Source organism: Nocardiopsis oceani (assembly GCF_054777395.1).
Genome location: NZ_BAAHAR010000088.1, coordinates 1 through 11,951 on the forward strand (window position 1 = coordinate 1; position 11,951 = coordinate 11,951).

Annotated in this window: 12 protein-coding genes and 1 pseudogene; 10 read left to right on the forward strand and 3 right to left on the reverse strand. The window is 64.7% G+C overall.

Annotated features, from left to right (window positions below; translation table 11 throughout):
- Together ACYVDG_RS31860 and ACYVDG_RS31865 are read right to left on the reverse strand one after the other, a co-directional pair.
- A pseudogene (locus ACYVDG_RS31860) lies at positions 1 to 329 on the reverse strand (hypothetical protein); the annotation flags it as partial.
- 133 nt (positions 330 to 462) lie between these two features.
- The gene (locus ACYVDG_RS31865; protein WP_460763545.1) at positions 463 to 858 is read right to left on the reverse strand and encodes a hypothetical protein; all 396 of its coding nucleotides are present in this window, start codon (positions 856 to 858) and stop codon (positions 463 to 465) included.
- A 359-nt stretch (positions 859 to 1,217) separates the two neighbouring features.
- Between ACYVDG_RS31865 and ACYVDG_RS31870 the strand changes: the two genes are divergently transcribed.
- The 8 genes from ACYVDG_RS31870 (at position 1,218) to ACYVDG_RS31905 (ending at position 7,752) form a co-directional block, all read left to right on the forward strand.
- Complete coding sequence (locus tag ACYVDG_RS31870) at positions 1,218 to 1,319, forward strand: hypothetical protein (protein WP_460763585.1); 102 nt, start codon at positions 1,218 to 1,220, stop codon at positions 1,317 to 1,319.
- Between the two features lie 601 nt (positions 1,320 to 1,920).
- A complete protein-coding gene (locus tag ACYVDG_RS31875; RefSeq protein ID WP_460763548.1) occupies positions 1,921 to 2,280 on the forward strand; it encodes a four-helix bundle copper-binding protein in 360 nt (119 codons plus the stop codon).
- Between the two features lie 261 nt (positions 2,281 to 2,541).
- Positions 2,542 to 2,892 (forward strand): hypothetical protein, encoded by a 351-nt coding sequence (locus ACYVDG_RS31880; RefSeq protein WP_460763553.1) that lies wholly within the window; start codon positions 2,542 to 2,544, stop codon positions 2,890 to 2,892.
- A gap of 296 nt (positions 2,893 to 3,188) precedes the next feature.
- Entirely contained in the window at positions 3,189 to 4,160 is a 972-nt protein-coding gene (locus tag ACYVDG_RS31885; protein ID WP_460763557.1) for a C40 family peptidase, read from the forward strand.
- Positions 4,161 to 4,460: 300 nt separating this feature from the next.
- Complete coding sequence (locus ACYVDG_RS31890) at positions 4,461 to 5,144, forward strand: DUF305 domain-containing protein (protein WP_460763560.1); 684 nt, start codon at positions 4,461 to 4,463, stop codon at positions 5,142 to 5,144.
- Positions 5,145 to 5,399: 255 nt separating this feature from the next.
- Positions 5,400 to 6,395 (forward strand): ATP-grasp domain-containing protein, encoded by a 996-nt coding sequence (locus ACYVDG_RS31895; RefSeq protein WP_460763565.1) that lies wholly within the window; start codon positions 5,400 to 5,402, stop codon positions 6,393 to 6,395.
- 119 nt (positions 6,396 to 6,514) lie between these two features.
- Positions 6,515 to 6,871, forward strand: coding sequence for a BlaI/MecI/CopY family transcriptional regulator (locus ACYVDG_RS31900; RefSeq protein ID WP_460763568.1), 357 nt, complete (start codon positions 6,515 to 6,517; stop codon positions 6,869 to 6,871).
- A 2-nt stretch (positions 6,872 to 6,873) separates the two neighbouring features.
- The gene (locus ACYVDG_RS31905; protein ID WP_460763571.1) at positions 6,874 to 7,752 is read left to right on the forward strand and encodes a M56 family metallopeptidase; all 879 of its coding nucleotides are present in this window, start codon (positions 6,874 to 6,876) and stop codon (positions 7,750 to 7,752) included.
- 91 nt (positions 7,753 to 7,843) lie between these two features.
- On the opposite strand, the gene ACYVDG_RS31910 is transcribed toward ACYVDG_RS31905, so the two are convergent.
- Entirely contained in the window at positions 7,844 to 8,842 is a 999-nt protein-coding gene (locus ACYVDG_RS31910) for a hypothetical protein (RefSeq protein ID WP_460763577.1), read from the reverse strand.
- 191 nt (positions 8,843 to 9,033) lie between these two features.
- Between ACYVDG_RS31910 and ACYVDG_RS31915 the strand changes: the two genes are divergently transcribed.
- Positions 9,034 to 9,699 (forward strand): GNAT family N-acetyltransferase, encoded by a 666-nt coding sequence (locus tag ACYVDG_RS31915; RefSeq protein ID WP_460763581.1) that lies wholly within the window; start codon positions 9,034 to 9,036, stop codon positions 9,697 to 9,699.
- A 132-nt stretch (positions 9,700 to 9,831) separates the two neighbouring features.
- Entirely contained in the window at positions 9,832 to 11,430 is a 1,599-nt protein-coding gene (gene murJ, locus ACYVDG_RS31920) for a murein biosynthesis integral membrane protein MurJ (RefSeq protein WP_460763588.1), read from the forward strand.
- The last annotated feature ends 521 nt before the right edge of the window (positions 11,431 to 11,951 follow it).

An 11,951-nucleotide genomic window follows, 5' to 3' on the forward strand; every position in this document is an offset into this window, starting at 1 on the left:
CCGGTGACGTCGGGGGCGGCATCGCGCTCTCCGGCCTCGAAGACGGTGGCGCTGCCGTCGCCGGCGATGAAGCGGTCCTCCTCGTCACCGGACTCGATCTCGGTGCCGCCGGCACAACCGGACAGGGTAAGGACTGCGGCTAGAGACCAGCAGTAGGGGAGTCGTGATCGTCGATGGCCAAAGAAGGCCGGACGACTCCAAATGAAGAGCTGTCCGGATTTGGGTGTGGTAGTGCGCGTGATGGGGCGGATTCGGTGGTTGGGCAGAAGGGGGAGAACTCGATGATAGGGGTCCAGAATGCACAGGCTGGTTGTCAGGTTCTTGTTCACGGGTGTTGGCTCCTGCTCGGGGCACACGCCTGAAGGCGAGACCTCGTGATCACGACAAGGAAAATGGGGAACCGTACTGAGCGGCTCACGCGACGAACAGGCGAAGCGCGGTGCTCTACGGACTGGTCGTGATCTACACCCGTTGGACGCAGAGGAACGTTAACAGCCCATCCCCCTGGCGTAGGGGAAGGTCCTCATGCGTGGAACGAGCCGAGGGGGCCACTTGCGGAAGCTCGAGCACGTCGAGCAGCGGAAGAACGGTCAGCGGATCGAGCAACGGACTCGAGGCGACCGAAGGCGGACTCTGCGGAACTCCGCACTCGTGGGATGCTTGGACGCCTTCTGTGCTGGGCGTCGCAGAACGTTCCACCGACTTGGTGAACTCGGCGGGCACGGACGTCGAGCTGGCGGGGCCCGACGGGGCGTTCGCTTGCATCACGGCGAACACGCAGGTCACGGACATCAGCACAAGCAAGGCAATGAGCACCACGAAAGTGCTCATGCGCTTGGTGTTGACGTCGCTTCCCATGACAGGCACTGTACCTGTCCATCAGGCGCCCGGTTGATCGGGTCGGTTCATACAGGATGGGGGTCGCTCAAATTCCGATCCCGCACCGTGTAGGCACGGTGAGTTCAACCGGTCGACTATTGGAGTCGGGGGTTGTGTCGCACAAACTCAACCCGACACAATGCGAACCTTCAGCCTTTGATCGAGCGACCACAGATCGAACTCTTCCAGATCACGCCAAGGTTCGCAGGGACGGATACCGCGGTTTGCAGGTTTCGCGCCAGGGTGCGGGGGAGTCTTCCTCCCGTTGGTCCCGATAGGTCACCACCATCGCTGTGCTGATGTTGGCTCTGATCACGGCGGTGGTGAGCTACAGCCATATGTATGAACCCGCCCCTCACCATGGTGAACTCGAGTGGCGGACCGCCCTCTTCCCGCTCAGTGGACGGCGTGATCGTAGCCTCGTCCATGACGTTGCTTAGCGATGCCCGCAACGGCTGCCGCGGCGGTGCCCTCAAGGAGAAGCCGTCTCCTGCGTCTCTTCCAGCCTCCAGCGAGCTTTCGGCAAGCACCTCTCCTTCGGCCGAGGCCCCGCCGCTGCGGCCTGTCGGGGCATTCGGGAGGGGAATGCTGAGGAGTGCGCATCTCAGAGGCCGCGGGCCAAGGACGCGGACCAGCGTGCTGCCGCCGCGGCGGAAGCGGCCTGGTGCTGACGGTGCAGGTGCCCGCCGTGCCCCCTAACGTGTGGGCAGCGCGCGGTGCTCGCGCCGCCCGCGGAGCGCGTACCAGTCAGGCCCAGTAGCTTGTACACCGCTAGAACCGTGGCCGTGAGCAGCACCAGAAAGGCGAGCGCGGCGTGCAGCTCGGAAGAGGTACATCAGGGACCACTACGGGGTTCGACGCGCCCGGATCCCTGTAGCGCCGTCCAAGTCCTCAAGGATTGGTGTGCTACCCACCCGCTTAGTGCAAGAGCGAACCGGCGTCCAGCGCTTGGGATGTGGGTTCCGAGCGTTCTCAACGTCAGGGGGTGTCATGAGTGTGGCAAGTCAGATGTTGGAGACCTATTCTAAGGATTTCGGAGGTGTGGACCGCGAGAAGTGGCTGGCCTGTATCGAAGCGTGCTTTGAGTGCGCCCAGGCGTGTGCGGCGGGCGCGAACGCCTCTCTGAGCGAGGACATGATCGCCGACCTTGTCAAGTGCGTCCGTGCCAACCTTGACTGCGCCGAACAGAGCGAAGCGACCGGGCGGGTGCTCTCGCGCCACACGGGCTACGACGCCAACATGATTCGAGCCGTGCTGGAGGGGCCTGCGAGCAGACCTGCAAGACCTGTGCGGACCAGTGAGTGCGAAGCGCATGCCTCCGAGCACGGGCACTGCCGCGTGTGCGCGCAGGCGTGCCGACGCTGTGAGCGTGCGTGTCGTGAGCTGATCGACGCGCTGTGATGTGACTGACCCGCCTGCGTCGGTGTTCAAAGGATGCCGACGCGGCCAGGCATCGCCTGCGGGTGCGCTTGATGGAGGGTGGCGAGTCGACGGAGTACGGCACCGCTGACCAGTACGTTTCTGGACGCACGTCATGTGGTGTTCCTCGCCGCCCGACGTTTTCCTGGAGTGTGTGCGAGGGCTTGACGGTTTGGGTAATCTGCTTGCGTGCCCACAGCTGCTCCGCGAACAGAGCCACGACCCTGGACCAGGGTCGTGTTCATGATGCTGCTCGCGCTCGGCGTAGCGGTCGTCTCCCTGTGCCACACCGACGCGGCGCCGCACGAGGTCTCTGTTGCCGCGGTGGTCACTTCAGACCAGAACGACGCGGAGGTCTTGTCCCCCGCAGCGCAGGACGAAGAGCACTGCGACGAGGCCGGATTGCTGGCTGACCAGCGCACCGGTTCGCTTTCGGCATCCATCCTGTTGGGGCTGGGTGTCTTCGCCTTCGCGGGACTGCCCGTACTGCCACCGAGGGTGACACCGGTTTCCCGGTCGGCTCGATGGCCGCACCGTGTCCTTCCCCTCGGAGGAACCAGGGCACTCGTTTCCCTGTGCGTTCGCCGGGTGTAGACCGCCCGCCCCACTGCCGCCTGCGCGAACCCGGCGACCCTTGTACCGCACCCGTCGGCGCTGAGATCCCCCACTCGGCCCGAGCCAGGTAGCTCCCAGTGCCGTCGGCGGCCGTGCACGCGTCGCTTGCCGCCTTCGCCCAGTGGCGTCCGCACATCTCCCCTCGACGCCTAGGCGGTCCACGGGCGCACTTCCCGTACACCCCTTTTCCTTCCCTCAGCCATGCCTTCGGGGCATGGATCCTTGACGCCGAGGTCCGCATGAAGAACGAGCACCTTACGAGTGCCAAAAATCTGATGTTCGCCACTGTGGCTTGTGTGGCCGCAGCTGGCCTACTCCTGCCCACCGCTGTGGCAAACGCCGAGCCCGAACCCACTAAGGAAGAAGTAGAGGAGCGGATTGAGGAACTGCTTCAGGAGTCCAGCACGCTCGTCCAGGATTACAACGAGGCACAGGAGCACCACGACGCGGTCGAGGCGAAGGTCGAGGAGACCGACGGCCAGATCGACTCCGAGGAAGAGCGCTACGAGGAGTTGAGCTCGAAGGTCGTTGAGCTGGCAAGCGCCAGCTACCAGTCCAACGATCCCGACTCGGTGACCACGGCGCTGTTCGTGGACAACCCGTCGGAGATCTTCGAGCAGTCCGCCGACCTGTCCTACCTCTCCGAGGCGCGAAGGCTGGAGCTGGAGGCCTTCGCTGAGAGTGACGCGCGCCTGATCGCCCTCAAGGCCGACGCGGATGAGGCCTACGACGAGGCCGCCGAGCAGCTGGAAGAGCTTGAACAGCGCCAGGAGGAAGTGGAGGACAGTCTCGCCGAGCAGGAAGAGTTGCTCGCCACCTTCGAAGGGGAGAATCCCACGGCGGAGGGCGAGTCGCAGACGGATGCCGAACCCACCTACACCGGCTCTGCCTCGGGTGACGCGCGCGCTGCCGTGGAGTTTGCCTACAGCAAGATCGGCACGCCCTACCAGTGGGGCGGAACCGGGCCCAACGGCTATGACTGTTCCGGTCTCACGCAGGCGTCCTGGGCGGCTGCCGGGGCGGACATTCCCCGGACCACGTACACCCAGTACGACATGCCCAACACCGTGGGCTGGGAGGACATCCAGCCGGGCGACATCCTCTTCTTCTTCCCGGACCTTGGCCACAACGGTCTCTACGTTGGGAACGGTCTGATGGTGCACGCTCCCAGCAGCGGTAAGACTGTCTCCGAGGTGCGGCTCGCCGACTACTGGGCTCAGCACTTCGTCGGTGCCCGCCGGCCCTGAATACCACGGGGGTGACACAAGGGTGACGTCGATTACGAGGGCGACGGGCGTGCTTGCGTGCATGGCCGGTGTGGTCTTCGGGTGTCGGTGCAGAAGCCCCTGTGTTTCAGACGTTCGTTTAAGAGTTCCCAAGGTCTGGGACTTGACCTGTCCGTTTTCTTCGGCCGACGACGAGTTCCGGCATGAGTGGCTGCCCAGGCCGTTATGCCTGCGTCACCCGCCTTCCACACGTACATACAGGCACCGCGTCCGTTCGAGGTGCCACGCGGTGAAGCAAAGCAACAGAAAGGATGATCGATGATGGCCCTCTTCAAGAGAGCTCTGATCCCCGCGGCGACTGCCTTCGCCGCCACAGTCTTCCTGGCCGCGTGCGGGGGGGCAGAGGAGGACGCCGCTCCCCCGGCTTCGGAGACCTCCGAGCAGGACACCTCGGAGTTCAACGACGCCGATGTCGCCTTCGCTCAGATGATGATCCCCCACCATGAGCAGGCCACCACTATGGCCGAACTGGCTCAGGGCCGCGCGGGGGACGAGGTCCAGGCGCTGGCTGAGGAGATCAAGGCCGAACAGGGGCCCGAGATCGAGCAGATGAACACTCTCCTGGAGTCGTGGGGCCAGGAACCCATGGACGGTATGGACCATGACGGCATGGAAGACATGGACCACGAGGGCATGGAAGACATGGACCACGAGGGCATGGCCGGCATGATGTCCGAGGAACAGATGGCCGAGCTAGAGGCGGCCGAAAATGAAGAGTTCGACACCATGTTCCTGGAGATGATGATCGAGCACCACGAGGGCGCCATCGAGATGTCCCAGACACAACTTGACGAGGGCACCAATCCCGAGGCGCGTGCTCTGGCCGAGGACATCATCGACGCGCAGCAGTCCGAGATCGAGCTGATGAACGAGATGCTTGGATCCGGGGCGGAGGACGACGACCGCGACGCGTCGCCGCCCGAGGACGAACACGACGGCCATTGATGTACCCGGGTGGTGTCGGTCTTACCAGACCGGCACCACCCGTTGTCCGGGCGAGCCGGGCCCTGCTGGAACAAAACCGTCAGAGGGGCGGCGCCTGCTTCGTAGAAGGAAGAACAGCAGCAAAAGGGCATCGGGAACACGTCCAGGGTGCGAAAAGGCCGGTTCCGGCCAGTGCTCACAGAACCGCCTCACCTATCACTAATGTAGTAGTAAGTGATGGAACTCCCCGGGACATGGGGAGGAGGGGGCAGCACCATGCCAGACGACGATGCGGGCATCCTGGTCACCGCTGCAGGAGCAGAGGGCACGGCGGGCAAGATACTGCGGTTACGCGATGCGGGCTACCGGGTGGTCGCGGTGGATATCGACCCCGGGGCGGCGGGCCTCTACCTGGCGGACCAGGCGTACGTGGTTCCCCATGGTCAGAGCCCCGACTTTGCTCCTGAGATCCTCCGCATCTGCTCGCTGGAACGGATCAGGGCGATCGTGCCGTTGGTCGATGAGGAATTGGTCACGGTGTGGAACCTGGCTGGTCACGGAGTGCAGATCATGCTGCCGCGGGCGGAGGTCGTAGCCCGCTGCCTGGACAAGCTGGTGCTTATGGAGGTCCTACAGGAGGGCGGTGTAACCGTGCCGAAGACGCGCCTGGCTGCGTGCGGACACGACGACATGGTTTTTCCGCTCATCGTGAAGCCGCGGTGGGGACGAGGTGGTAGGGGGGTCTTCGTCGCCCACGACGAAGCCGAACTCGTCCTGGCCCTGGACCGTGTCGGGGACGAGCCCGGCCGCGTCATAGTGCAGGAGTACGTCCGCGGACCGGAGTACTCCGCCTCCGTCGTCGTCTGGCGCGACCGTCGCGTCCAGGCCGTCGTTCCCAAGGAAGTGGTCCTCAAAGAGGGTTCATCGCGTTACGCGATCAGTCGTCACCACCCAGAGGTCACCGAGGTGTGCGTCAAGACCGCGCACGTGCTCGACGCCGACGGCCCCTTGAACGTCCAGATGTGTACGGACTCCTCGGGCACACCGTACGTATTCGAGGTCAATCCGCGTTTCTCCGGTAGTTCCGCGCTCACCGCAGCGGAGGGGGTTGACGAAATCGGCGGTCTTCTGAAGCAGGTTCTCCGTGATGGTCGGAGCACCCTCCACGACACGTGGCGCGAGGGTGTCGCCATGGTTCGGCACTCGGCGGAGACCTTCGTCGACGAGCACGCTTTCGCCCAGCGCCACCGCTCACTCCGGCGGCGCGGTTAGCCCGGCGCCTCCGGTCGCCCTCCGGGCGGTTCACCGCAGTGTGCGTAGGCACCCTCGCGGTCACGGCGTCTAACCGGAGATACTGGGACGAAGACAAGAATCGGAAACCTGAGGATGAGATGGTACGCAAGAAGCTCGGACAACTGGAGGCCGAAGTGCTGGCCGTACTGGCTGGTGCTGAAGGATACCTCTCGACGGGGGAACTGCTCGAGGAGCTCGACGGCGCCCCCGCATACACCACTGTCAACACGGTTCTGTTCCGGTTGTTGGATAAGAAGATGGTCGAACGCTCCCAGCGCGGCAGGGGTTTCGTTTACCGTCTTGTCGTCGATGAGTCCGAACTGGCCGCCGAGCGTATGTTCGACCACCTCCGCGTGGCCAACGATCCCTCCAGTGTCCTCAACCAGTTCATTCACGGGCTCAGTACTTCGGAGGAGAAAGCCCTTCGCGCTCTGCTGGGCCGACGTGAGGAGTAGGCGTGAGTTGGCTGGTCTTCGCTCCCGCCGTGATTCTGACGGCACTGAGCCTGGCGCTCGCGTGGAGGCCTCTGCCGGTCCACCCGGCCTGGTCTGCGCGCATTCTCGTCATCTCGGTAGTGACCACGGCGCTGGCTGCTTTGAGCACGGCCCTGTTCGTGGCGGCGGTGTACCTGGCGCGGTTGCTGCCCGTCGACTCGGTTCTTTCCTCAGGCAGGGGCAGACTCCTCCTTGACCATGGGCCGATGCCGACCAATGTAGGCCTTATGGCCCTGTTTCTGTTGGCCGTCGGCCTGTTCGGAACCATCCGTGTGGGCGTCGGATGGTGGAGGGACATGCGCGCGGTGCGAGTGGACACTCCCAGCATCAGGGGCCATGAGACGCCGATCGCGGTCGCCGTTCCCGGCCACCGCGGTGGTGTACTGGTCTCCACGGGCATGATGCGCATCCTGTCTCGAGAACAACTCCAGGTGGTCTTTCGCCATGAACACGCCCACCTGCGTCACAGGCACCACGTCTACGCCATCCTGGGTGCCCTCTCCGCCGCGGTCTTCCCTCCGTTGAACTCGACCCAGAGGTCGCTGCGCCTGGCCTTGGAGCGTTGGGCGGACGAGGACGCCGCAGCGGCCACCGGGGACCGTGAACTGGTCGCCCACACCATCGCCCGTGTGGCTCTGGCCGCGCCCGCCCCCCGCTCGGCCTGGCATCTGGCATTCTCCCAATCCCAGGTGGTCCACCGTGTGGAGGCCCTGCTCGGTGACGCCCCGTCGGGGAGCCGTGTGGCAGGCCCGGCCCTCGTAGGTGGAACGGGGGTCGCCTCGGGCGGTATCGCCTCCAGCTGTGTCCAGCTCCACCATCTTCTCGGTCTGTTGCTCATCTGAACGATGGGCGACGATTCCCGTACTGATCGGTGCGGCCCCGCCGGTAGCCGATCCACGGGTACTTCACCACTGCTGTGCTTATCCCGGTTTTCTATTGCTTGAACCCGATGTGCAGATGGTCTAGGTGCACGGTGTCGGTGAAGGACGCCCCCGCGGAGGTCGAGATGGCCCAGGGGCCGCCGACCTCGGTGGCACCCTCTGCTAGTGATAGCTCCATCAGAACGCGGGCGGGATTGGTTCCCTCCTGTGAGCGCAGTTCGGAGACCGATACGCCGTCGACGGCCCAGATGTCCACCGCTCGGCCGTGGATGTGGTTGCTGACCGAGTCGCTGTTGAAAACGTTCACCGGATGCCCGGTGGAAAGAACTGCTACCGAGATCGTGTGCTCAGCCGACAAAGTGAGCATCATCTCCAGTATCTGGTCGTCGATGCTCCCGTCGAGGATGTCCCATCGTGCGCTGTCTGGGAGCTCGATCCGGTCGGAGGCCAGTACGCGTTCAGCCGGATCGGACGGCGTGGTATCGGTCTCGGGCGGTGAGCCTCCGTCCGAAGCGATCTCGGTGACCGTCCAGCCGTGCTCACTCTGTTCCAGGCGGACGTCGACCGTGCGTGCCTGTTGGGACAGTTCCGGCCCTCGAAGAGTGGTGAAGTCGATCACGGTCATGACGGAGGCTCTGTCCTCCGTCAGTCCGCCCAGTTGCGGGTAGACGATCTGGGTGGCGGCCGCAGCGTCAGCAAAGAGCAGCGGGATATCCGGTTGGTCCGCGTTGTGCAGGACGTCGGCGGCCTCCAGGCGCTCGCGGGCCGCTTCGGGGGTGCCGTTCCCTTCTTCGTAGTTGAAAGCGGCTTCGAGGAAGCGAACCGCCGTCTGCTTCACTTCGGGAGCGGGTTCGTCCCCGGCAACCTCGAACGCCGACACGGGTGGCAGCGCCGACGTGGAGTCGGTCTCGTCCGGATCAGTGGACTGTCTTGCTCCCTGCCCGATGAAGGCGCAGGAGGTGAGGGAGAGGGTGATCGCGGTCAGGGCCGCGGCGCGTCGCAGTGTCAACGTGATCTGTCCCAAGTAGCTTCTTGGCTGCTGGGCGGTCATCGACCGCACCATGCGTTCCAGGTGGTGTGTCCGCAGACTTGTCGATGTTCCGTGGTGGAGGCGAAGTCGGCCGAAAATTCTACTACATTGGTAGTAGTAGGCGCGGGTGGCCTTGCCCCCGGTGCCATCGGCGAAAAAACGCCAGGGGCGGATCTTGCCAATATTTATTACAAGTGTAGTAGATTGCGGTCATGTCCTCACTTCCACCTACGGAGACGCCCGTGGTTTCGCTACGCGTCATGGAACTGCGGGATGTACCCCTCGCGGTCCGCCTGCACCGGCTGAACCTGCCAGCAGGGTTCTTCGTCGAACTCGGCGACCGCTTCCTCGAGAGGTACTACCGGACCTTCCTCACCAGCCCCGCGGCGGTAGCACTCATCGCCGAGATCGAGGGCCAACCAGCTGGATTCCTCGTCGGGTCCATGGATGAGGCGGTACACCATCACCACATGCTCCAGCTAGAACGCTGGAGACTCGCCCGGGCTGGGATGATGTCTCTGCTCATCCGGCCGGAACTGACGGCGCGCTTCGTTCGCACGCGAGCGCGGCGCTACGTCCGGGGAATCCGCCGCTCCCAGACCGGGCCCAGCGCCGATTGGAGAGAACGGCTCCGAACCGGGGTCCTCAGCCACGTAGCGGTGGAGGAGAACATGCGCCGCGCCGGAGTGGGGGCCACACTGGTCGAGCGATTCGCCGATATCGCCCGACTTCACGGAACTCAGAGGCTCAGGCTCTACACCAGCTCCGACAACGAGTCAGCCAAGCGCTTCTACGAACGCCTGCACTGGAAGTCCCAGACGGACCAGGCGGACATGGACGGCAAACTGTGGACACCCTTCGTCCTTGAGCTCCAATGACTGGGAACACGTCGCTCGACCCTCGGGCGCCGATACACGCCGACCACCACACGATCGATTAGAGGACCCCGCCAGGTGACGACTCCCACCACGGAACCACGCAAGCCGGACCTGGCAAGGTCCAGCGGCGTCATGGCCCTCGGTACCGCGGTTTCCCGCGTGACCGGATTCGTGCGCACGGTCGTCCTGGCGGCGGCGTTGGGAACCCAGCTCCTGGGGGACGCCTACAACACCGCCAACACGATCCCCTTCGTCGTCTACGACCTGCTGATCGGTGGCCTGATGGCCAGCGTCATCGTGCCGTTCCTGGTCAGGCGCCGCAAACGGGACTCCGACGGCGGCCACGCCAGCGAACAGCGTGTGTTCACCGTGGCCCTGATCGCTCTCCTGGTGCTGGCCTCCGCGGCGGTCCTGGCCGCGGAGCCGCTGATCCGGCTCTACGCTGGGGAGTTCACCGATGTCCAATACGATGTCGCCGTGCTCTTTGCCCGCTTCCTGCTGGCTCAAATCTTTTTCATCGGGCTCAGTGGCGTGTCAAGCGCCATGCTCAACACGCGCGGCAGATTCGGTGCACCCGTGTGGGCCCCAGTGCTCAACAACGTCGTCATCATCTGTGTCGGACTGTCCTTCATCGCCGTCTCGGGCACGGGAGCCACCGTCGGGACAGTCACCGACACACAGGTCGTCCTCTTGGGACTCGGATCGGCCGGGGCCATGGCGCTACAGGCCCTCGTGCTTCAGTGGGCGCTGTGGGCGGCCGGGTTCCGGTGGAGGCCGCGACTCGACCTGCGGGGTTCAGGGCTCGGCGAAGCGCTGAGCGCGGCCGGCTGGATGTTCGCGCTCGTGTGCACCATGCAGGCGGGGTTTCTGGTCACAGCCAACATCGCCAACCGGGCCGGTGTCGCGGCGGCGACCGGGGACGCGGGCGTCGGCGCGGGCCTGACCGCCTACAACTACGCCTACCAGTTGTTCCAGCTGCCCTACGCGGTCTTGGCGGTGTCGGTCATCACCGTGCTGTTGCCGCGGATGAGTGCGCACGCCGCCGACAACGCGTGGTGGAAGGTACGGGACGACTTCTCGCGAGGTCTGAGAACGGTCTCGGTGCTGCTCGTGCCCATCGCGCTTCTGATGGCGGTCTACGCCGTCCCGCTGGGCATCCTGGTGTTCGCCCGTGGCAACACCTCGATTGAGGATGCGCGCGCTATCGGCCACGTGCTGACTGTCTTCGCTCTGGGGCTGGTGCCCTTTACCGTCTACCAGCTGATGCTCCGTGTCTTCTACGCGTCCGGGGACACGCGTAGTCCGGCGCTGATCAGTGTCGCCAACGTCGCGGTGCACACCGTGGCCGCCGTGGCCGCCTACTGGATCCTTCCTCCACACCAGGTCGTTATGGGGGTCGCGGCCGGGTTCATGCTCTCCTACGTGTGCGGGCTACTCATCGGGGGTGCGGTGCTCAGCCGCAGACTCGGCGGTATCGACGGGAGGCGGATCACATGGGTGGTCGCCCGGCTGCACCTGGCGGCGCTTCCCTCGGTGTTGCTCGCGGTGGGGGTGCTACTGCTGGCCCGGGGCTTGTTCACCGGTGAGACGGTCGCGGCCCTGGCCGCAATGGCAGTCGGGGTTGGTGTCGGGGTCCCTCTGTTCCTACTGTCGGGACGCCTCCTCCGTATCGAGGAGGTTGGCGCTGTGATGGCGATGGTGCGTGACCGTATGACGCGGGCACGGGTATGAAATGACGGATCGATACCCGGTGACCGTATTTCGAAGGCGAGGTTTCCATGAAGGCACGGTACCCCTCACCGATCGACGCTTCCATCGTGCCGAAGGCGCGAGCCCGATGTGCACACGCTTGGCGCACCGCTCTCGCGCCGCGCACCCAGTTCTGCCGCTGGTCCTGGTCGTGTTCGGATTACTCTGCGTCGACCGCCAGGTAGTCGCAGTGTGGAACGTTTCCGCGGAGGCCGTGCACGCCGCGCCCAGCGCCGCCGCTTCGGGCGGTGGACACTCCGCTCACATTTCACAGGTCGCCCTGGCCAACCGTGCGTGGTCACTATGTCTGGATCAGAGCCAACGGCTCTGCAAGCTCGTGGTGAACGTCTTTCCGGGCCAGACGCAGGCCTGCGACGGGCCTTGACCCCGGTTCTTGGACACGGGGGTGATTGATTACGCCGCGGACGCCAGCATAGACGCCTGAGACGGGTGAGACGCCTCGAAAGCATTCGGAGCCAGATTCTGGCACCACGAATGCCGAC